This window comes from Mycobacterium sp. NGS24 (assembly GCF_059813065.1).
In genome coordinates this window covers 1-21771 of record NZ_JCALDW010000020.1, presented here as the reverse complement: position 1 = coordinate 21771, position 21771 = coordinate 1, and the positions used below count along the sequence as shown (strand labels likewise).

The 21771-nt window shown below is 64.9% G+C and carries 18 protein-coding genes; 7 read left to right on the top strand and 11 right to left on the bottom strand.

Features of this window, described 5'->3' with window-relative positions; genetic code table 11:
• Positions 1–127: 127 nt before the first annotated feature.
• Positions 128–5377: a helicase-like domain-containing protein gene (locus AC5Y6Y_RS21245; RefSeq protein WP_499930219.1), complete on the top strand. Its 5250-nt coding sequence runs from the start codon at positions 128–130 to the stop codon at positions 5375–5377.
• Positions 5378–5383: 6 nt separating this feature from the next.
• Here the strand turns inward: AC5Y6Y_RS21245 and AC5Y6Y_RS21240 are convergent, their stop codons facing one another.
• Positions 5384–6172 (bottom strand): DUF4226 domain-containing protein, encoded by a 789-nt coding sequence (locus tag AC5Y6Y_RS21240; RefSeq protein WP_499930218.1) that lies wholly within the window; start codon positions 6170–6172, stop codon positions 5384–5386.
• A gap of 219 nt (positions 6173–6391) precedes the next feature.
• Between AC5Y6Y_RS21240 and AC5Y6Y_RS21235 the strand changes: the two genes are divergently transcribed.
• Together AC5Y6Y_RS21235 and AC5Y6Y_RS21230 are read left to right on the top strand one after the other, a co-directional pair.
• Complete coding sequence (locus tag AC5Y6Y_RS21235) at positions 6392–6901, top strand: DUF4226 domain-containing protein (RefSeq protein WP_499930217.1); 510 nt, start codon at positions 6392–6394, stop codon at positions 6899–6901.
• 114 nt (positions 6902–7015) lie between these two features.
• Positions 7016–7483: a helix-turn-helix domain-containing protein gene (locus tag AC5Y6Y_RS21230; RefSeq protein ID WP_499930216.1), complete on the top strand. Its 468-nt coding sequence runs from the start codon at positions 7016–7018 to the stop codon at positions 7481–7483.
• Here AC5Y6Y_RS21230 and AC5Y6Y_RS21225 read toward each other — a convergent pair.
• Both AC5Y6Y_RS21225 and AC5Y6Y_RS21220 read right to left on the bottom strand, forming a co-directional pair.
• Entirely contained in the window at positions 7480–7755 is a 276-nt protein-coding gene (locus AC5Y6Y_RS21225; protein ID WP_122447309.1) for a hypothetical protein, read from the bottom strand. The two genes, AC5Y6Y_RS21230 and AC5Y6Y_RS21225, sit on opposite strands and share 4 nt — an antisense overlap.
• A 65-nt stretch (positions 7756–7820) precedes the next feature.
• A complete protein-coding gene (locus AC5Y6Y_RS21220; RefSeq protein ID WP_499930215.1) occupies positions 7821–8792 on the bottom strand; it encodes an alpha/beta hydrolase in 972 nt (323 codons plus the stop codon).
• 246 nt (positions 8793–9038) lie between these two features.
• Between AC5Y6Y_RS21220 and AC5Y6Y_RS21215 the strand changes: the two genes are divergently transcribed.
• Both AC5Y6Y_RS21215 and AC5Y6Y_RS21210 read left to right on the top strand, forming a co-directional pair.
• Entirely contained in the window at positions 9039–9470 is a 432-nt protein-coding gene (locus AC5Y6Y_RS21215; protein ID WP_463820593.1) for a hypothetical protein, read from the top strand.
• Positions 9471–9904: 434 nt separating this feature from the next.
• Positions 9905–10744, top strand: coding sequence for a pentapeptide repeat-containing protein (locus tag AC5Y6Y_RS21210; protein WP_168991013.1), 840 nt, complete (start codon positions 9905–9907; stop codon positions 10742–10744).
• A 238-nt stretch (positions 10745–10982) separates the two neighbouring features.
• Here AC5Y6Y_RS21210 and AC5Y6Y_RS21205 read toward each other — a convergent pair whose 3' ends face one another.
• Together AC5Y6Y_RS21205 and AC5Y6Y_RS21200 are read right to left on the bottom strand one after the other, a co-directional pair.
• Positions 10983–12095, bottom strand: coding sequence for a BsuBI/PstI family type II restriction endonuclease (locus tag AC5Y6Y_RS21205; RefSeq protein ID WP_122447305.1), 1113 nt, complete (start codon positions 12093–12095; stop codon positions 10983–10985).
• The gene (locus AC5Y6Y_RS21200) at positions 12092–13636 is read right to left on the bottom strand and encodes an Eco57I restriction-modification methylase domain-containing protein (RefSeq protein WP_463820495.1); all 1545 of its coding nucleotides are present in this window, start codon (positions 13634–13636) and stop codon (positions 12092–12094) included. Before AC5Y6Y_RS21200 ends, AC5Y6Y_RS21205 begins: the two co-directional genes overlap by 4 nt.
• Positions 13637–14936: 1300 nt before the next feature.
• Between AC5Y6Y_RS21200 and AC5Y6Y_RS21195 the strand changes: the two genes are divergently transcribed.
• The gene (locus tag AC5Y6Y_RS21195) at positions 14937–16106 is read left to right on the top strand and encodes a hypothetical protein (protein WP_499930214.1); all 1170 of its coding nucleotides are present in this window, start codon (positions 14937–14939) and stop codon (positions 16104–16106) included.
• Between the two features lie 142 nt (positions 16107–16248).
• Here AC5Y6Y_RS21195 and AC5Y6Y_RS21190 read toward each other — a convergent pair whose 3' ends face one another.
• Positions 16249–16710 (bottom strand): hypothetical protein, encoded by a 462-nt coding sequence (locus tag AC5Y6Y_RS21190; protein WP_499930213.1) that lies wholly within the window; start codon positions 16708–16710, stop codon positions 16249–16251.
• The gene (locus tag AC5Y6Y_RS21185; RefSeq protein ID WP_499930212.1) at positions 16707–17291 is read right to left on the bottom strand and encodes a nucleotidyltransferase domain-containing protein; all 585 of its coding nucleotides are present in this window, start codon (positions 17289–17291) and stop codon (positions 16707–16709) included. The genes AC5Y6Y_RS21190 and AC5Y6Y_RS21185 overlap by 4 nt, the downstream gene beginning before the upstream one ends.
• A 282-nt stretch (positions 17292–17573) precedes the next feature.
• Here AC5Y6Y_RS21185 and AC5Y6Y_RS21180 point away from each other — a divergent pair, with 282 nt between their 5' ends.
• Positions 17574–18749, top strand: coding sequence for a hypothetical protein (locus AC5Y6Y_RS21180; RefSeq protein ID WP_499930211.1), 1176 nt, complete (start codon positions 17574–17576; stop codon positions 18747–18749).
• Between the two features lie 514 nt (positions 18750–19263).
• Here AC5Y6Y_RS21180 and AC5Y6Y_RS21175 read toward each other — a convergent pair.
• The 4 genes from AC5Y6Y_RS21175 to AC5Y6Y_RS21160 all read right to left on the bottom strand — a co-directional run bounded on the left by AC5Y6Y_RS21175 (position 19264) and on the right by AC5Y6Y_RS21160 (position 21566).
• A complete protein-coding gene (locus AC5Y6Y_RS21175) occupies positions 19264–19959 on the bottom strand; it encodes a hypothetical protein (RefSeq protein WP_499930210.1) in 696 nt (231 codons plus the stop codon).
• A gap of 383 nt (positions 19960–20342) precedes the next feature.
• Positions 20343–21011 carry a Fic/DOC family protein gene (locus tag AC5Y6Y_RS21170; protein WP_499930209.1) on the bottom strand — a complete coding sequence of 223 codons (669 nt, stop codon included), beginning with the start codon at positions 21009–21011 and terminating at the stop codon, positions 20343–20345.
• Positions 20986–21222, bottom strand: a complete 237-nt coding sequence (locus tag AC5Y6Y_RS21165) for an antitoxin VbhA family protein (protein WP_499930208.1) — start codon at positions 21220–21222, stop codon at positions 20986–20988. The genes AC5Y6Y_RS21170 and AC5Y6Y_RS21165 overlap by 26 nt, the downstream gene beginning before the upstream one ends.
• 107 nt (positions 21223–21329) lie before the next feature.
• On the bottom strand, positions 21330–21566 hold the full coding sequence (locus AC5Y6Y_RS21160) for a helix-turn-helix domain-containing protein (RefSeq protein WP_499930207.1): 237 nt from the start codon (positions 21564–21566) through the stop codon (positions 21330–21332).
• Between the last annotated feature and the right edge of the window lie 205 nt (positions 21567–21771).

Sequence of the window (21771 nt, the reverse complement as noted above, 5' to 3'; positions counted from 1 at the left end):
GCTGCCACCCGCCGCACCGCCACCACAGGACACCGCCGCCCCCACCGGCACCGACGACCTCGACCAGGCCAGTGCCGCCCCGAGCGCCCCAGACCAGTGGGTCACCCCCAGCGACTTCCCCGCCAGCTTGCACCCCCTCGTACCCGGCGGCGCCAAGGCACGGGTGCGGGCCAACATCGCCGCCCTGCGGATGCTGGGCAGCCTCGCGGCCGCCCAGCGCGCGGCCCAGCCCGCCGAACAAGCGGTCCTGGCAGCGTGGTCCGGATGGGGCGCGGTGCCCCAAGTGTTCGACCCCCGCAATACCGCGCTGGCCCCCGAACGCGAGGTACTGGCCGACCTGCTCGACCGCGACCAATATCGGCAAGCCGAGGCCTCCATCCTCAATGCCCACTACACCGACCCCGCGATCGCCGCCGTCATCTGGGAGGCACTAGGTCAGGCCGGCTTCGCCGGTGGCCGTGTCCTCGAACCCGGCTGCGGTTCAGGAACATTCATTGCTCACGCCCCGCACGATGCCGTCATGGTCGGCATTGAGGCCGACGCGACCACCGCCGCGATCGCCGCCGCCCTTTACCCGTCAGCCCATATCCGCCACGAGGGTTTCGAAACCACTAGGGTCCCGGAAAACAGCTTCACCGCCGCGATCGGGAATGTGCCCTTCGGCCGCTACGCGTTGACCGACCCCGCCCACAACCCCGCGCGGCACTCCATCCACAACCACTTCATCCTCAAAGCGCTCGCCCTGACCGCCCCCGGCGGCTACGTGGCCGTGCTGACCAGCCGCTACACCATGGACGCCACCAAATCAGCGGCGCGCCGCGACATCGCCGCCACCGCCGACCTCGTGGGAGCCCTGCGCTTGCCCTCGGCCGCGTTCTCCCGGGTGGCCGGAACCGATGTCGTCACCGACTTGCTGATCCTGCGCCGCCGCGACCCGACACTTCCCGCCCCGGCCGACCCGGACTGGCTGTCGGTCACCACACCGGAACTCGGCGACGCCGCCGACAGCGACACCACCGAAAGCCTCTCGATCAACACCTATTTCGTCGACAACCCGCACAACGTACTCGGCGACATGCAACTCGGCCACGGCCTGCACGGCTCACCCCAGCTCGTCGTCGTCGGCGCCGCCGGCCCCGAGCTCGCCGAACAGCTGCGCGCGCGCCTGCAACCCATGATCGCCGCCGCCCGCGCCGTGGGTCTGGGCCTGACCGCCACCGCAGCGAACCTCACCACCATCAGCGCCGCAGATTTCGATCCCGGCCTGATCACCGGCGCCGACCGCGGCGAGGACACCGCGCTCTACACCTTGCGCATCAGCCCTGACCAGCGAGGCATCCAACACTGGGACGGCCACCAGTGGGTCAAGCACAACACGCCCACGACCCTGCTCGCCGAAACACGCGAACTGATCAACCTGCGCGATGTCGCTACCAGCCTGATCACCTCCCAGCGCGACCGTCGACCCGCCGCCGAACGCGACCAACTGCGCGGGCATCTGAACACCCTGTATGACAACTACGTGCGCCGCCACGGCCCACTGAACCGCTTCACCTTGGTCTATCCCGCCGTCAGCGACAAACGCCGCGACCAACGCCTCGCAGCCGCCGAAGCGGCCTGGCGCGCAGCCGAAGGCAACCCGCGCCACCCCTACTCCGGGCCCGTGCCCGACGACATCAGCGCCGCGTGGCACGCCGAGGCCAGCGAGCCGCCCGCCCCGTACAAGAAACGTCGACATCTCGACGGCGGCATGCGCCATGACCCCGGATGGGCGCTGGTGGCCGCGCTGGAAATTTTCGACGAAGAAGCCGGCATTGCGCGTAAAGCCCCGATCTTTTCCACCGACCTGCTCACCCCGCCCATCGAGCCCACCACCGCCAACACTGCCGAAGAGGCGCTGGCGCTGGCGCTGGAGCGCACCCGCCGCGTCGACCTCGACCTCATCGCCGCCCTGCTCGAGACCAGCGTCGCCGATGCCCGTGACTTACTGACCGGACTGGTCTACCCGAGCCTGGATGACCCCGAAGAGCTCGTGCCCGCCGTCACCGCGCTGTCAGGCAACGTGCGCACCAAACTCACCCAGGCGATGGCCGCCGCCGCAACCAACCCCCTCTACGCCGACTACGTGCGCGCACTGCAGCGCGTTCTGCCGCCCCAACGCGAAGCCCACGACATCAAAGTCCGCCCGGGCGCCCCCTGGATCCCGGAGTCAGTGATCGCCGCCTTCGCCCAACACACCTTCGGCGCCAGCGACGTCACCGCCGAACACATCGCCGGACGCTGGATCATCGACATGCCCGCCTACAAGCGGCACGGACGGCTGATGACCGACGAATGGGGCCTTGATCGGCGCGGCTGCGACGCCGTCAGCCTGCTCGAAGCGGCGTGCAACTCCAAAGCTGTCCTGGTCAACGACAACGACGGCGTCCTCGATCCGCAGGCCACGTTCGCGGTCCAGGCCAAGATGACGAAAATCAGTGAGGAATTCGCGCGCTGGCTGTGGACCGACGAACAGCGTCGCGACACCTTGGTCGCCGAATACAACCGCCGATTCAACTCGCTGCGCGCCCCCACCTACGACGGGTCACATCTGCGGTTTCCCGGCATGTCGGATCACTTCACACCACACCCCTACCAACGGGACGCCGTCGCACGGATTATCGCCGAACCCACCACCTTGCTCGACCACGTCGTCGGCGCGGGCAAGACGGGCAGCATGATCGCCGGCGCCATGGAACTGCGGCGTCTAGGTCTGGTACGCCAACCCTGGCTAGTGGTTCCCAACTCGATCATCGAACAGGTAGGCCGCGAGGCCAAGCAGTGGTATCCCGCCGCCAAGGTCCTGCTCGGTTCGGCGGCCACCACCCTCGACGGGCGGCGCCGCTTCATCGCCCAATCCTCGGCCAGCGACTGGGATCTTGTCGTCATTCCCCAGTCCGCGTTCACCGCCATCAACGTCTCGATGGACACACGGATCACCTACATCGAAGAACACCTGGATTCTCTGCGCGCACAAGCGGAATCCGCCGAATCGGATCGCAGCAAAAAACGCGTCGAGCTGGCCATCCGGTCAGCCAAGACCCGCTTGGAGAAGCTTCTGTCCGCGCACACCAAAGACACCGGTCTGCGCTTTGAAGACTCCGGATGTGACTACCTGATGATCGACGAGGCCCACACCTACAAAAACCTCGGCCGTACCTGCAACATCGAAGAACTGTCTTGCACCAGCGCCTCGCAGCGGGCCGAAGACCTCGCGCTGAAACTTCGAGCCCTGCGTCAACGCAGACGCGACGAGGCCGCCGCCCACGGCCTCCCGTCCCACCAGGTCATCGAACGCGTCGCAACCTTCGCCACCGGGACCCCGATCGCCAACAGCCTCGGCGAGCTATGGGTCATGCAAACCTATCTGCGCCCCGACCTCCTCGAACATGCCGGCGTCACTGAATTAGGCGACTGGGGAGCGGCTTTCACCTCCACCACCACCACCATCGAGGTCAACGCCACCGGCACCCAGCTTCGCCCCGTCACCCGCGTCGGCAAGTTCACCAACCTGCCCGAACTGCTCGCGATCTCCGCCGCCTACACCGACGTGGTCAACCGCGACCAAGTGCCCGTCGCCCTGCCGCCGCTGCGTACCGGGCAACGCCAGATCATCAGCCTCAAACCCGACATCGAGGTCGTCGACTTCATCAGCGACCTCGGCTGGCGCCTGGACCACCTCGACGCGCGAAACCCCCGCCGCGACAACACACTGAAAATCAGCACCGACGGACGCAACGTCTCACTGGATCCACGCCTGGCTCACCTGAGCGCTCCCCACCGATCGCGCGCCGCGGCCGCGGCCGAACACGCCATCAGCGTGTACCAACGCTGCGCCGAGCGCACCTACACCCATCCCGACACCGGCGAACCCGCCGGCACCGGAGCACTGCAAATCATGTTCTGCGACCGCGGCACACCGTCGAAAGACCCCAGCCAATTCACCGTCTACCAAGCGCTCAAAGACGAACTCATCGCCCGCGGCATGCCCGCACACGCCATCCGCTTCGTCCACGAAGCCAAAAACCCCGAAGAACTCAAAACCCTGTTCTCCCAATGCGTTAACGGCGAAGTGTCCGTGATCATCGGCAGCACCGAGAAAATGGGCACCGGAGTCAACATCCAGGCCCGCGCAGCCGCCCTGCACCACATCGACGTGCCCTGGCGACCGTGTGACCTCGAACAGCGTGAAGGCCGCATCCGTCGGCAAGGAAACCAAAACCTCGACGGCATCGACATTTTCAACTACGTCACCGAAGGCTCCTACGACACCGTGATGTGGCAAAAAGTTCAGGCCAAGGATCTGTTCATCGAACAGATGCGCCGCAACGAAGTCGTTGACTCCGAAATCGAAGACCTCTCCGGCGGAGACATCGGCACCGCGGCCGCCGAAACCAAAGCCATGGCAACCGGTGATCCCCGCTACCTTCGCCAAGTCGAACTCGACGACACCGTCAAACGATTGAGCGCCCTAGACCGCGCCCACCAACAATCCGTGCGCCACCGCGACCTGCAAGTCCGCGTCCTCGAACGCGCCATCCCCAACAAACAACGCGACATCGACGCCCTGGAGCCCGTCGCCGAAGACGCGGCCGCCCATAGCGCCACCGAACGACCGCACCGCATCACCGTCGCCGACACCACCTACCCCGACCGCGTCACCGCCGCCCACGCCGTCGCCGCCGCATGCCGGCGCGCCTACATCGCCGGCAAAGACCGCGGCGCAAGCAGATTCGAACCCATCGGAGCTGCCATCAACGGCATCGCCGTTTTGGCCGCGCGTGATCTCACCCACGACCAACTGCTCCTGCGCCTGGCCGTCCCCTCACGCACCACTGACATCGACGCACTCGAACTGCTGTCCACCGGAACCGGCCAGAGCGGACAACCCAACGGGCCCAAACAGCTAGGGCTGCTACGCCGTATCGAAAACATCTACACCGGGCTACCCGACCACCACCGCCGCCTGCACGCAGACCTGCTCCGCGATCAGCGCGAACTCGACGACTTTCTGGCCAACCCGCCCGCACCTTTTGAACACGCTGACGAACTCGCCGCCGCCGACGCCGAACTCAAGGCCCTGACCCTGGAGCTACGCATGGCCGCCGAAAGCCCAGAAGCCAAAGCAAAAGCCGCCCAGGCCGCCGAGCGGATGAAGGCGCGCGGACGCAAACCCGGATGGAGCCTGCTCCTCAACGCGACCCCGGCGCTGCTCGAGGAACTGGGAATGCCCACTGCGCAGGCCTTGCGGCGCACCATCGCCGCCCGCGAACGCCTCGCCCTCACCGGAACCACCCGCGCCCTGAGCGACACACGCGGCCCCGAACCGGAGCTGTGAGCCCCTCTAGGGCACCAGCGGCCCATACGGAGTATGGAAGGGGAACTCCCGCGAACCACCGGGACCAATCCGCTCGGTCACCAAGTTGCCGTGCTGATCCGGGTAAATCCACGTCGTCGTCGCCGGACCGCAAACGGAGCGATCCGCATTCGGACCGGCCAGCCAACACACCGTGGGGCCATCATCGCGGCTATTGCCCGGACCCCACTGCCGGATGATGTCACCCGTCGAGGACCGCTCCACCCAGTTTCCGTCCTTGTCCACATACAAATAGCTTTCGCTGTCCGGACCGCAGTAGCGGCCCGCATCATCGGGGGAGGGCACCCAACAAGGCGGCCCCGAGCTATGTTCCGGCGGCGGCTGAGGATCAACATGGCGGCCCGGAACGTGGTAACCCACCGCACCGGCATTCACAGCGCCTGCCGCGGCACGACTTTCGCTCACCAATCCGCTCAGCACGCCATGCGCCGCGCCGAGCCGATTCTGCAGAAAAGCGACCAACTGCGCGCGCCCGGCCGGCGTATTCGACGTCGGGAGTAACGCCGCAATCCCCGCCTCAGTCTGGGTAATGAGCGCATCCAGTTTCGCCCGGGCCGCCGGCACCGTCGGGGCGACCCGCGCGAAGCTGTCGTGCAGCGCTGCATCGGCGCCGACGTGGCGCGCCATCACCTGGTTCGACGCCCCCAACGCCGCGGTGTAGGTCACCGTCGCCTCACCAGCGGCCGAGGCAGCGGCGGCGCCGCGTTGCTGCCCTCGCGCCTGGCGCGCCGCCTCGGCGAGCGCCAGCGTGTTCAACGGCACAGAACCTTCAGCCTCGGCAGGGATCAGGTCGGCGGCCCGACGCAACGCCGAGCGAACCTCATTGATCAACTCGGGAAGCGCCATCCCCTACATCACCTGCCGGCTCACCTGCCGCTCGCCGCGCCACCACCAATGCGGGCTGCGTTGGACAAAAGTTAGCACCGACAGCCACGCCCCGGCCACCACCGGTCAATCGACGGTAATCTTGCGGTCATGGGATTTTGGGAACACCAAGTCCTGGAGTTGACCCGCAGTATTGATGCCCTCCTGCAGGAAACCGCGGCGCCCTCACCTGCGTCGCTGTCGGCTCAACCCTGGCCCAGCCGCGACACCGTCGTGCCCGTCGAGCTGGGCGGGTGGAGCGGCCCGGGCGCCCAGGCCGCAACCCAACTCAGCGACGAGATCACGCACCTCAACGCCTCCCGGGCCGCCGCTGACCAGCACCTCGAACACGTCCTTCGCGGCGGCCACGAAGCATCCCAGCACCTTCAAACCCGGTTGCGCGGGCTGCGCGCTGAAATTCTCGACGGAGTCCATGCACGCGCGCACAGCCTCGACGCGCCCGGCGGACAAATCGAGATGGCACACTTTCTCAACGGCAAAGCCGGCGCACTGCTCGCCGTCATACGCCAAGCTAACGAGCACGCGGCGACTCACAGCGAAATTCTCGGCGCACACACCGCCGCCTACCACGGCGCGAACGAGCCACGCGACAACTCGTGATAAGCCAAGGGTCCGTCCAGATCAACGACGCGGAACTTCTCGCCGACGCGTCTGAGTGCTTCGAAAGCAGCCCGCTCTTCGGCGGTCCTTCCCTGCCACGCGGAATCTAACGGCTTGCCTGGCAATGAGTCGCGCGAGGTGAGGGGTAGCCTCGCGGCGCGCATCAATGAGTGCTTCGAGGTGATGCGCGCGCCGAACGCACCAGTGCTGTCCCACGCCGCGGCCGCCGCAGCGATTACCACGCACACCGGTGTTCCGATCAGCCCGGTCTATTTGTGGCAGTTGAGGAAGGGCATCAAAACCAATCCGACTCTCACCCATCTGAAGGCGATCGCGCAGTTCTTCGGCGTTCCCCCGATGTACCTGATCGATCACGACCACGACGCGGACTTGGATAGCGAATTGGTTCTGCTGCAAGCGCTGCGTGAAAGCGGTGTGCGCGGTGTGATGGCACGAGTGTCAGGGCTCAGTCCCGCAACGGTGCACGCCGTGGCCGCCCTCCTGGATCACCTGCGCGACCTTGAAGGGTTGCCGCCTGCGGGAGAGCCACCTATCGGCGGGCCGGTAAATAATTCGGATTAGCTGACTGAGCGCAGGGAGTCGATGAGGGCCTGAAGGCGCGGTGTGTCGCTGTCGTGGGCGTAGCTGCTGAGCCAGTCGTCGAGCCTAGCGGCGAGCGCATCGGTGAGGGCCAGGTCGGAACCGCCGACCGCGCCAAGGAGCGTGTTGATCGCGGAGTAGTTGTAGCCAGCGCCGATGGTGATGTAGAGCTGCACGCGATCTGCCTCAGGGATCAGCGTGCACGCGAGATCAGCGAGGTCCCACGCGAGGTCGGCTTCGGCTGAATCGTCCATACGGTCAATGGTGACCCATCCAAGCGCTCACTGCAGCGGCTCGGCGTGAGCAACGCGAAGCCGTCCTACTGGTCATCGATGGTGTGACGCACGGTGGCGTAAATCTCGGCGTTGTACCGCTCGACGCGGGGCAGGCGGTCGGGCAGGTTGACGAACCCGCGAAACATTCCCGGGTAGGTTCGCGCCGTCACCGCCACACCGGCTTCTCGCAGTCGAAGCGCGAATCGGTCACCATCGCCGCGCAGCGGGTCGGCCTCGGCGGCGACCAGGTGCGCAGGAGGTAACGCGGTCAGGTCAGCCAGGATCGGGGAGGCAAGCGGATTGAGCCGGTCGTCCTCGCTGCGCAGGTATTGGTCGCTGAACCAGTGCAGCTGTTCGGCAGTGACGACCGGGCGGCGCGTGCCGGTGGGGGCGGCGGTAGGTCTGCGGCGCTGGTCGAGGATGGGATAGATCAGCAGTTGCAAGGCGATCGGCGGTCCAGCGCGATCGCGGGCCAGCAGGCTCACACCGGCGGCCAGATTGCCGCCGGCACCTTCACCGGCCACCACCAGGCGATCCGGATCGCAGCCAAGCTGGTGCGCGAACGTGCTCGCCCACCGGGTGGCCGACCAGGCGTCCTCGACTGCGGCGGGGAATCGATTCTGCGGTGCCAGCCGGTAGTCGACGGCAACCACGACGCCGCCGACCCCGTTGGCAAGTCGGCGACACGCTGCATCTTGGGCTTCAGGATCGCGCAACACAAAGCCCCCGCCGTGAAAGTACACAACCAGCGGAGCGGTGTGACCTCTCGGTCTGGTGTGTGCCCTCAGGGGTTCGTAGATACGGACCGGGACATCGCCGCGGCCCTCGGGGCCGGGTGCCCGCCGCGAGCGCACGCGCGCCACCTCAATGTGCCTCCGCGGTGCGCAGTTGCCGCTCAGGTGGTGACGCAGCTGGGCCGCATCGCCACTGTTCTCGAAGATCAACGCCCACTGGTCCGAAATACGTTGCACGCAAAGCTCTTCGGTCGCTTGGGGATTCTCGTCGACACCGCTCATGTCGTGTGCTCGTGGGGGTGCCGGCGGGAAGACACACCCAGCATCCCCTGATCTCCCGTGCTCGATCGGCAACTCGCTCGCTTTTCGCGGTGCCCGCTAAGGCCGAATCGTATCGGCTGCCACCCAGCCAAGGCTGGGTTTTTGACCATCTTCATATGTGCTTGCAGGACAAGTGTTGACCGGTTCGGTGCGCGTCGGAGCGACGCGGCGCGTGACACCGGCCCGCGGATCGGCTTGCCTGGACGCATGGAGAAAGCCGTCTCACAACCAATCGACCCGCCGCGACGTGCCCGCCCGTGGTTCGTCGCGACGGCGGTCCTGTGCGGGATCGCGACGGTGCTCTTCGGTTTCTACCAGTGGCAACATCGCGCGTGGGAAGCCGAAGTCATCCGACACAATTGTCGTACACCGCTGCCGCCCCTGCCCGCTACCGAGGTGCTCGGATGGCCCCTGGCCGCCCTGATCGGCGCGGCATTGATCACCGTGCTCGTCGGACTCGCTGCAGTACTGATCGGTCGACACCGATGGTGGACTAAAGCCGCCGCCGCGGCGCTTCTCGCGGCCGATTTGTTGTTCTGCCTGTTGATCGTCCTCGTGGTGGTTCTGGTCACCGCCGATCCCGACCACGGAAGTGTGCAGACACCCGAGTCGTACCTGTGCCCCTGGCTCAACGGCTAGAACCACCGGGAAAGTGGTAATTCCTGTCGCGCCCAAACGACACTCACGTGCCCGACCCACCGGGTCGAGGGACGCGGCCCGCTCGAAACCGACGCTGTGAGCGGCGATCAACCCGCGCCAGGAGTCGGCCGATGAGGACCTCAGGCCGCGTAGGCTGACATGGCCGCCGGCTACGCCGGGGATGTTAGGGCGCGCATACGGAACCGGGAAAGATCGTCAGGCCGCTCTATCACTACCCGAGGCGCTGCCGACAATGCCGGGTGCTGGTCGTGCGCACCGACACGGCCAGCACCTCCTAACGTGGCCCGCCTGGCTACCGCGAGTAAGCCCAAACATTGATCGCCTACCCTCGCAATTCAATGGATTTCCCGCCATGTCCCCACCACAGGGCAAAATTGGCTCCTATGCACATCCGTAGCCAACTACGCAGAGTTTTGAGCGACCTTCAGTCCGACGACCTCGGCCGCAAACATCAAGCCGCAGAGTCCTTTTGCTCACTCGCCAGGTCAGATCAGCGCCACTTAATCCGCAACGACGCGCTGGAATTCCTCTGCTCAGTTCTTCGCCAACCCTCCACCGTCGACGTAGGTGACGCGCAGGAGCACATCGCGGGTGCCCTCGGGGATCTGCTTCAGAAGTCGAGCAGTGATGCCTATCTCAGCCCCGACCTCCGAGGTGCACACCTCTACAGGTCGGTATTGGATCACTGTTGGTTAGTCGGGGCCAACCTCAGCGGTGCAAACCTCGGCGGTACCAGTTTCGAGAATTCAGACCTGACCGACGCGCTGCTCACTGATGCTCACGCCTTCGAAAAACTCAATCTGGCAGGTGCGGAACTTGTCGGAGCGCGAATGAACCGCCTAGAAGCGCCCCGGGCCAACCTGTCTGTGGCCAATGCCAGAGGCGCGCAGGCTATCTCAGTCAATCTGCAAGAAGCCGACGCCCGGGGGTCAAACTGGCAAGGCGCAATGCTTGTCGGTGCTAAGTTTTCCGGCGCCAAACTCGGTGACGCCGTCTTGACTGGGGCCAATCTTACCGGGGCCGTTCTTACCGGCTGCGAAATGGTGGGTCGGGGAGTAACGGACCTACGGGGTGCGAACCTAACCGGAGCGACACTTGATAATGCTTGGCTGTCGCGCGTGGATCTACGGGGAGCCAATCTCACCGGCGCGACTTTGGGCGGCACGCTTGAGGACATCCATATCGAGGGGGCCATCCTGGCTGACACCCGTATCGACCCCGAGTACGCACCGCTGCTATCCACATTTCGGTGAAAGGGACGGTTCTGCACCTGTTGGACGACGACACGGCCACCGCCGTCCTTCTTCGTAACGTCCGCCATGTAGCGACTGGCATTGAGCGACAGTGCAATTGGCGGGGGAGGGTCAGGCTGCGCGGAAAAGGGCCGGGGAGGCTAACGCCGGCTTGCGAGGAAGTCCTGACATCAATTACCCGTTCTCGCGTGCTGCACGTGTGCGTCCTGAGCACCTAGGTTGAATCCGAGCGCCTGGACTACCAATCCGGGTGCTTTTCGAGTTCGTACCAGGCTAATTCGTGGGAGGGTTCGTCGAGAAACCACGCGAAGGAGTCGGTTGCCAGATCCTTTAGGCGCCGCCGCGCAGGGGGAGAGTTGCGAGAGGTGAACGCCGACAGAAAGCGGCACCTGACCGCTGGGATCTTCTGGTCAGTGGCCCACCGCAGCAACGCATCCTTGCGGGCCTCGTTAATCTCGCCGTCTGTGGCGACCGCTTCAATGATCCAGAATCGCGCGGGCTTGGTGCCGATGTCGACGATGAGCGCGTCGGGCAGCAGGGTGCTGACATTGATGCTGATACCGGCAGCGGCGAGCAGTTGAGCGTCGACAACATAGAGCTTGTTGCCCGGCTCGCTGATGGATACCACCACGGGAACGGTGAGCCGGCTGGGTGCCCATTGCTCGATGACGCCCTTGAGGATCGCTGAGGCAACTCCGGGTTCGAGTTGTCGTACCGATTGGTCATGTGGGAGGACTACGGTGACCGCCGAGGCGGCGGCTTGCATGCTGGTGTTGACGTTGATCTTCACCATCTCCAGGGGGTCGAGGTGATCTTCGCGCCACTGATCGATTGCGCTGATAAGCGCGGCACCACCAAGGTCCGGATTGAATAGGGCGGCGAAGGCCCCTGCAAGTGCCCACCGCGGTCCGCTGTAATTTTGCGGCTTGCCTGGCAGCCAGATGACCGCGCCGCGCTGGCGCAACAACCGCAAGGATTCATCGCGCAGTGGCTCTCGGCTGTTGTTGGCGTACCAGGGGTGATGCTCATGCCCCCACTGCGAAAGCAGCGCGGCTACCCGCTCCCTACCCTTCTGTCCGGCCGCGGCGGCGTACCAGAGCTCGCGTTCGTCATCGGAGCGGTGGGCAAGAGCCTCATCGGAGAGCCACAGACACATCACCGGCGATACCCACCGGTGGTCGTCCCCGGGTTCTTGTTCATCTGGGATGACTGCGCCGGTGTACAGCATGGCGGTGATACCTGCCGCGGCTATGCGACTCGAGAGCGCGGTATCGAATGCCGCGCGCGGGAAGATCGTTAACAGGCGCCGTTCGGCTTCGTCGCGATCTATGATCGGCGGCAGGTTGCTCACGAGCTCACCGGGCGATAGGCCTGTTTGACGGCCTCCTCCAGGGCGTCGCCGGCTAACTGGTCCCAGCTGGCCATGATTGTCGTTGCGGGTAGCGGAATCGCGGCCAGCTCATAGGCGCTCACCGCCACCGAGCCCGACAGGCTGCGCATTACTCGGTCCAGGGTTGTCGTTGCGAGCACGCGCGTCAGCGTCGCATAGGAGAGGGCTGGAGAATCTGTCGTGGGGCGCAGGACGTTGACATGGTTCTCAACGACGACCGCGCCTCCCCATGCGTCAAGGATTGGCTTCGACAGCTCGGCAGGGACGAGTCGACGGCTTTGTTCGGGGGCTGTCGTGCGCTGCACGAGGACGGCGGGTTTGTCGAGAATCATTACCGCGCAATCGTTTTTGCGTAGTGTTAGGTACCGCTGCTTGTCGCGCCCGGGGTCACGATGGATGACACCTCCATCGATGTCGGCGGCCCACAGTATCGGCACAGCGCCGGTCCTGGGATGTTCCGTGATGTCGTCTTTGCGCCGGTTCCACACCAGCGGGCCCGTCGATGCCTTCCATCCCGCTTTGGCCAGCGTCATCGGCATGCCGATGGCAGCCGCTGCTGCGGGAGCGTCGTCGGCGCGTCTCGGGAGTATCCACGGACCAGAGGACTTCGGAGTGGCTACCTTGGCGATCTCGATGACCGCGCGGTTGACCGTGTTGATCGACACTTTGCGTGTTCGGCGCGGACTGAAGGTTGCCAGGCACGTTTCTTGCAGGACGCCGTCGAAGATACCGGCGCGGTCAGTGACGAACCCCACCTCCCGCAGTGGTGCTTTGGCCGCAAAGCCGATTCGTTGCGCCTCGAAGTAGCGGCCGGACAAGAATGAGGTTGGCACCAGGGCAGCGAGCACCCCCTTCGGCTCGAGGTATTGCAGCGCCGCAGCCATGAATAGGCCGTACAAGTTCGCGTGACCGTATAGATAGTTCGCGAAGCGTTGACGCTCGGTGTGGGCGAGCTTCACTCGACCGTAGGGCGGATTCATCAGCGCCACCAGCGCCGGGTCCCGCTGCTCGGCCAGGCCATCGCCGACCCGGACCAAACCAGGCAGCGGACGACGGCGTGCTCGGGGAGTCAGAGCCAAGATCGGCAGCATTTCGGCAGCTAATAGGACGTTGGCCAGCCATACAGCATGGGGATCGTTGTCGATGCCCTCGATCAGGTTCGGCAGCGCCGCGAGCACGAGCTGCGGATCGGTGCGCGCCGCCGCGCCCAGATGCTCGCGCAGCACAGGCAGCAGTAACGCACCTGCACCACAGGCCGGATCTCGTACCAGTCCGGGCAGCGGCTGGGCACGCTTCCATCCCAGCGCCCGCTTCGCCTTCTCCCACAACTCAGCCGCCAGAGGCATTGGTGTGTAATGGCGTCCGTGATCTGAGCGCTCTCGACTCGGAAGAGCCGAGACATAACGCGAGCCCAACTGTTCAGCCGAACCCTTCAAGGCACCGGACGCCGCGATGAACTGTTCTGGCGGTACCACACCGTCAATGACCTGCGTGACGTCCAACCACTTACCGCCGAGCCCAGCCGCAGCGGCCCGCTCAGCCCACCAGCCTGGCACCCCGGCCAGAACCTCCGCCACAGACCCCTCTGCCCTGCGGATACCCAGCCCGCCGCGGGAGCCACGCGGCCCTGGGTCACGCGCCGGGACCAGAACACTCGACACGGACCCTCCTGCATACGAGAACAAGGTTGGTTCATTCTGACAGGCCCCACCCACAAAGCCCGGTCGACCCACGGAGCCGGCAGCCTGCCTCGAAAGGGGCGATGCTGCTGAGGGACGCAACTGTTGCCATCGCATCGGGCGTTGACGACGTAGCCGTGGTCCGGCAAAAGCCTTTCCGGTAGTAGTTCCTAGGATGTCCGCGACTGGATAAGTCATCATAAGTCCCGATTTTCGCCGCCATGGCTCGTGCCACACCCAGCAAACGCAGTGCGCCAGCATAACGTCACCGTGACGGAATTCGCGCCGAGCAATTATCCCGAGACCTTGTGGCGCACGAGCGTTTGTCGCCCCAACCTGCCCGTACCCAGTCCTACTGCGCGCCCGGGGTAGCGAGCGGACGTAGCACTCCGGTCCAGGTCGACCCACCAGGATAGCATTCGGCAACGTAAGCGTCTCGCCCCCTTTGGGCATGGTCCCACGTTGACCATGCAAATCTAACTCTGGCAACGGATTAAGAGACGGTATATGCGAATAATATTGTGGCACAGAGCATTTCGCCGATAAGCTATCTTATGTCAAGTAAAGGACCAAACACGCTCTCCCACAGGATTTTTAATGACCGATAACAACTAATGTTTTGTCTCGGTATCTGACGGTTTTCGCAAAATAACTGACGGACTGCCGGCGGCACGGTCGATGTGGCTACAGGCATACTCCAGCCGCGGGATAGTCATCGGCAATTCGGCTTCGCCGGATGGTGACGACCATCCGGCACACACCTCGCCATTACGGAAATGACAGCTTCAGTGAGACGGACGGGACCACAATCGTCTCAGTGAATTTGGCATTTCCCTCGTGGCGGATGACAACAAGACTGAGACCGGACAACTAACGTCCGGCCGCAACGCTCCTGGCATTTCGGCGCCGTTCCGTGCGCCTGCGGGGTTGTGCTACCAGTGCCCGCGGTTGGTCTGCGCCTCGGGCCCCGGTGCGGCACTAGGATGTCGTAGGGAGGTCCGCGGTGGCGCGGTGACGAACAGGCGGGTTGCGTGGGCGAGCAGAGAGGCGCGATCGGGGGCGCGGGCGCCGGCATCTGTGGCGGGGGGTCGGCGAACGGCCCTGTTGATGTGTACCTAGCGCAGTGAGCGCCAGATCGCGGCCCGATCGGTCGAGCACAGTCACCGAGTCGTGGGCCGCGCAGTTCAAGCGGGTTAGCCGAGATTCCGGGTTGCGGTTCGTCGCCGACATTGCCTACCGAGTCCAGGGTATCTATCTGGCCCAGCTCAGCGTCTGGCGCGAACGCAGCAGCGAGGACGCGCAGTCTGAGCTGCGCTGGCGCGCCGGGATCAAACCCGTGGTGCTTGACGACATCTTGTGGGCGGCGTTTTTGCCCCGCGCTGACCTGGGGGGTGAGCGCGCCAGACTTAACCTCAAAGTCCGAGGCGGGTTCACCGCAGATCCGTTGTCGATCGGCGAGGGCGTCATCGCTGCTGGCCATACGGGCGACCCTGATGGAGGACTGCGCGCAACCATCGATCAGTTCGACTCCGTCACAGCGCAGTTCATTGATCGCTATCCGAGGGTGTCGGATTACCTGATCGCACTCGGCGATCTCATCGCGGAATCTGTACACCCACGCCCCCGCCACCAGTTGCGTCAGATCCTTGCTTTGATCGCCGCCGGCCGCCCCGGCGAGGCGGCCGCGCTTGCTGATGCATTAATCGCTGCAGGTGAGACCGGGCCCTTTTCTGGTCCCATCCTCGGTAGCGGTTACTCCGACGGGGTCTTTCAGCACCTAGCGCTGTCGTGCAAACCCACCCACGCCGCGAGACACTATCTGGCCTGCCGCACCCCGACTCACCGCCTGCAGATACTGGCCGAGAGTGACGGGTACCGCCGCGACTTCGAACTCGCCCGCGGCTTTGCCCGCGACCGCCGCGTGTTCGCACGGTTGCGCGATTTCACCGGTACCAGCCTGTGGGGCCTGATCTTGACGCCGCTGCCCGATTCCGGGCCGTTGCGCTATCTGCAGGCGGCCGGGCGCGCAGACGCGATGACACTGGAGATCTGCACCCCCAACGACCCGCCCGGGGAAGGATCAACACGCTACGTTATCGGACACGACGCCCCGGGTGGCACCGCCCGGAACACGATCCAGCTGCCCTACAGCACCGAAATGGTCTGGGAGAGCGAATTATTCGCTGCCGAGGAAGCCATCGGCGTCTTCGACACCTACTACGACACCGGCGCCTTGGACCCGCGCTACCACCTGCGGCCCGCCGAGCAGCACCCGTGCAGCCCGCCACCCTGACCGATGCCCACCCACGGGCTGGCCAGCGGCCAGCCCGCAGTACACGCGGTTGTTCGGCCTGCGAGGGCGCAGCGGCGCACCCGGCGTAGCCGGTCTGTCACAGTGGGCATGCGGACGTAGTGTTCAGAATTTCAACGTGTCCTTATCGGTACGGGCTCATCTGATCGAGGACCTGTGCCGCGGTGTCCACGATCGCCTGCGCCTTGACGGCATCCTCGCGAACATCATCGGCGACAACCGATCCTTCGGGGCTGTACTCGATCGCGTTGCGGCGGCGCCGCATTCGATCAAAAGGCACCAAAGTGCCGCCTAGTGGCGGATCCAGCTGGGCGCGGACTGCCTCAAACACCGCGATATGGCCACCGCGGCTGGTGGCCCGCAACCCCTCGTTTTCCAGTACCGCCGCCAACGCCTTGCGCGCCGCGTCATACACCAACGCATACGCACCGACGGCGTCGGAGTCTGCGATCTGCGCCGCCGACCTCAGGTGCGCGCGAGCTTCATCGACTAGCCGATCGGCAGCGTTTCGACCCGGGTGCACCTGGTCGATGCGCTTCTCGGCGATCAACGCCTCGACCACCTCGCGTCCCTGATCCCACCTCATTCGGTATCCCGCACTGCGATAAGCACTTTCGGTTTGCTGCGCACATCGGCGACGAATGTGTCATCCCAGGCCGGGCTGTCCCACCGCTCAGGCAGGATCCGGACGATGTGCACGGGAAGCTGCAGGATCTTCTCCACCCGGCGGGCCGCCTCATCCAGGTCATCGAGGTCTGTGTTTCCCACGACGAGGACGTCGACGTCGCCGGGCGGTGGTCCAGGCTCACCGCCGTAGCGGCGCGCCCACGAACCAAAGAGGTACGCCTGCCGGATCCCTGGGACCGCGGCGAGTTCGTCGGGTAGCACCGCGATCGGCCCGTAAGTCAAGGCCAGCAGTTCGGTCAACGGCCGCGTCAGCCGACTCTGGGCGGCCCTAATCAGTCGCATATTGCCGTACCGCCGCTCGTCAACGAGCCCTGCGGCAACCAAGCGTTCAACCTCGTGGTGCACCGCGGTGACGCTCGCCCCAACGTACTTGGCCACCTCGCTCAGGCTGTATTCGCTTTCCGGGTGCAGATACAACTGCGCCAGAAGCCCACCCTGCAGCTGTGACCGCAGGATCGGCAACAAGGCAGAAGTTCTCATAACTTGCAATGTACCTTACAAGTTACACAAAATCACAGGTCAGTATGCGTTCTGATACATGCCATCACCCCGACCGCCCCCAGGCAACCTAATGGCCCCCCGTGAAGAGGCCGCAGCTCGTTGTCCAGTGGTTCGGTCAACTCGCTTGTCAGTAGTGGTGGTGGGGACCCGGCCCTCGGCCCGGGTCGGTCACCCGCCGATTGCCAGCCTCCGGCTTTCCGTTGCGTTACGTTGCGTTTCGTTTCGTTGCGTTACGCGGAAACGTAAGGTATCCTCGGGGCTATGAGCGAAGACGTTGGCGCAGTCGCGCAGCAGCCGTGCCGGTACCCGGGGTGTTCGCGGCCGTCGCGGCCCGATTCGGCGACCGGGCGGCCGTCGTTGTACTGCGAGCAGGCGGATGCCAAGGGCGCACCGGTGCACAATCGGGTCAATGCGTGGCGGGCCCGGCATGCGGGACAGTCGGCGACCGCGGTCGCTACCGAGCAGTCGGTAGCGGCGCCGGTGTCGATGGCACGGGCGACGTTGGAGCAGCGGCTGTCTGATTTCCCTGGCAAGCTCACCGAGTTCCGTGACTTCCTCGACACCGCGATCGCCACTATCCGCGAGGCCAGTGACATCGAGGCCGCGGGCGTCGAAGTGGAGGACGCCCACCGCGACGCGTTGACCAAGGTGGCCGAGGCGGAACGGCGCGCGTCGGCGGCCGAACGCTCAGCGCGCGTGGCTGAGGAGCGCGCTGAGGTGGCCCGGCGGGAGCGCCAGGAGGCCGAGGCGGTGGCCGAGGATTCGGTAGCAGAGACCGAGCGGGTCGCACAGGAGTTGGCTGCCGAACTGGCGGGCGTGCGTGAGGACGCCGAGGCTACCGTCGCCGCGGTGCGCACACAACTCGACACCGCCCGAGGTCAGCATGCCGAGGAGCTGGCCGATCGCGATCGCGCCGTCGAAGCGGCCCGCGCCGAGGCCGAGGCCGCCAAGCTCGACACCGCCGCGGCGGTTGCGGCCAAGGCCGCGGCTGAGGACGCGCTGAATAGGGAGATTCAGGTCAGCGGGCAGTTGCGCACCGATGTGGACAGCAGTCGTCGTCAGGCCGAAGACGACCGTGCGCAACTGCAGGCCAAACTCGACGCCGTCGAGAGCGCACGTCAGCAGGCCCAAGAACAGCTTGCATCGATCCGGCTGGAGCTTGTCGCAGCGCGGGCAGCAACGAGCGCTGCGGAGCAAGCCGCGCAGTTCGCCCACGAGACCGCTGAGACCGTCCGCCGCGAGCTTGAGCAGACAAGGGCCGACATGGGCGCTGAGCGCGAAGCCCTGCGGGCCGCGCACGAGGCGCAGATCGACCAAATTCAGCGCAGTGCCGATCAGCGCGCCGACGCGCTGACCCAGGCCCTGCAAGCGCTGCAACGCCAACAAGCTCCGAGAGTCCGCGCCCCCCGCAAATCCCGGCCGGATAGCGAAACCTGATGCGCGACTTTCAATTCCAGCCGAGCTGCGCTGCGTCGCGCTAGCCCGGTAACCGCATGGGTCGCGAACACCTTGCTCAGCTCACCACGTAGGTAGCGGCATCATAAATGTTGACAGCGGTGAGGTGAGACAACCAGAAGGCAGCAGGCTTAAGCCCCGTGCTTGCCCTGGACGGGTGTAAAATCCACAGGTCGTGTCCGTCGACCCTAGGAACACTCCCGACTCCCGGGGCTGGCGGACGCGACTCTCGACGCAGAACCCGCTACTTTCCCCTCCCTGACGAATAGCGCTCTGCCGCCTACTCAAACGTTTCGAAGGAACCGGCGCTGGCCGCGAATGGAATTGGCCCGAAACTTTCCGGCCTGATTGTTGTTGCGGCCCCGCATAACCGGGCGCAAGAGGGAGTTCAGTCACGGCTCCACGCACGACACAGGTTCTTGCCAATACCACGTTGTAGCGCAGCTTTTATGGTGCCGCAGCACGACTGATGCCCTTGTGTGCGGAATCAAAACCCTCAGCCGGGCAGGGAGATTCGGATCGGTTCGTCGCGCACGCCAGCCAAGGCATCGCGGGCCTCCTCCAGGTAAACGAACGCGGTGGCTCGACCGTAGAACCGCGCATGTCCGGGCACCGACGCGCACCCGATGCGGACCCAGTCAGGGTCGATCTGATCGGTAGAGACAAGCATGTGTCGAGGGGCGGTGGCCGAGGGCAGCGCCGGCATCAGGACAAGACCGGCGGTGGTCGGCAACATGGTGTGGACGGTTTCGGCCACGGCCCATGCGCGCAGCCGTGACTCCGGCGGAAGGCCGCTATCTACGGTCGCCCCGAGCACGATCAGCACAGTGCTAAGTGGCATGCCTGCGGCGAAATCCTCGCTTTCGTCCAACGCTGGATCAAGCCACTGATCGTCGAACAATTCAACGAATGCGGCGGCGCGATCGCCGAACTGGGGCAAGACCTTGGCGGGGCTTTCGTATCCGGCGCGCAGAATCAGGAATTGCACTACTGCGGCTTCAACATCGGCGGCGCCGCGGTGGCCGAGGGCTGACATCCGTACGCTTCCGCGCCATTCTCGACAGCCCGATAGCGACGGCCAGCTGTCGGTGGTCTCGAAGTGCATTCGTGCAGCGCCGAACTCGACGAGCGCTGCCCCGGGGGCAGCTTCGATCGTAACGTCAGCGCGGCGTTGCCGGATGAACGTGGTCAAGTCGGTAATGGCGGCTCCCATGGTCTGCTGTCCACCCTTCTCTTTCCTGGTCTATCGATCGGCACCCGGCGTTGAGCTTGGTCGGCACGGAGGGTGCGCGACGCTCGATCCGGTCGACGAAGATGATCGATGCGCCTTCGCGCTCACTTCTCGATTTCGACGCGGGACGCGTGTCATCCAGCTCATCGTGCGCCATGTGCGGTAGGTCGCGTGCAGGTGCGAAACGGCTCGGCAGCATCATTAGCGGGACGCCGAGACTGGGCCGTTCGCCTGGCCGCGCGGTGCGTCTCAGACATGAGAGCAGCCTAGACCGGAGCAACGCCGAGCCAAGCCGCCACGCGTCGATGCATCCCTGGTGATTCAGAGGCGCGGACCGGCTTGCATTAAAGCCCCGCGTCATAGCCCGTGTCACGCTGGGGCATCCTCTCCGGAGGTGCAAGCCGGCGGACATCAAGACTGCGGGTGATCGCCGTGAACACTGGTGTCAGCCAATGGTGTTGAGGCCGATCTTGATCCAAATCAGGCATCGAGAACGCTGAGCGCTGGTTCCACACCTGAGGGTCGACAGCACCATAGTCCAACCACCGGCCCGCCCGGCCTGCCACCGCGTCCAGAAACGCACGTCCAGAACGCCCATTGCCTTCGCGGAACGGGTGGGCGTAGTTGATCCAGCCGTACACCTCGGCCATCGTTGCTGCTAAATGTGCTGCGGTAATGTCTTGCCAGCTGGTGGCGGCGATCAGGTCGGCGGCGTGTTGGAGGCACTCGCTAATCCGTTCCGGGGCAGCGAATTCGGTGAATTTCGACAGCGGTACCTCACGGTAGTGGCCCGCCCAGACGTAGAGGTCTTGGAATAGCCAACCGTGTAACGCTCGAAGGTGTTCGGCGTCACAGGTTTTGGTGATGGGAGCTGTGTTAAGTGTGGCGGTGCGTACGGCGACTGCCTTATATTCGACCTCGCGTAGCACCTCTGCATCGGTGATGCCGCGCTTGTTGCGCAAAACCGTCGTGCCGGGCCAGAAGTAGTCAGCCCAGTCCACGGACTTCTTCACCGTGAGGCAGGTTCGCCACGAAGTCCTCGGCGCAGGCTCGGCCCGTTGCGACCTCGATAACGGCCTCGACGTCGGCGCGGCTCGGCTCCCACCCTTCGAGCACGTTACTGGCGATCGCGTTGTTGACAACGCGGCGCTTCTCAGCGCTCAGGCCCACGAACAACTCCGGCCAGCGCCCTGCCGCTCCGCTTACTCGACTGACGTTACTCACACTTTCATTCTACCGGGGCGTCCTGACACGTTGCAGCAAGAAACCGTCCCCGGTGGGCTCGTGTCCGGGCAGCGCCCATACCCGGTTGGGGCGTGCGGAAAGCCATCTCAAGTCACGTCTTTAAGTAGTGCAGCGGGCGTGACACCGAAATGGTCAGCGATGTCGAAGAGCCGGGCAATCGAGATGTTGCGTTGTCCGGCTTCGACTCCGGTGAGAAACCAGCGGTTGAGCCCAGTGGCCAGCGCCGTCGCGCTTTTGGTCTCCCCGGCCGCTTCGCGCAGCTCGGTGATGGCTGCTCCCAGCGCAACGAGGCGCTGCTGGCTTCTTTCATCCGGGGCATCCATGTCGCCTACTATAAGCCACGGCGCGTATGGCCTCCACCGGTCAGCGCCTGTCAACCCCTCTTCGAGACCACCTGAATCATGGTTATCCACAGGCTCTTTCGACTGTCCACAAGTGTCGGCCCGATCCGCCTAGCAGGAAGACGACAGTCGCACCCTCCGTTAGACTGACTACTATAGTAGTCACCATGACCGGAGAGGATCCATT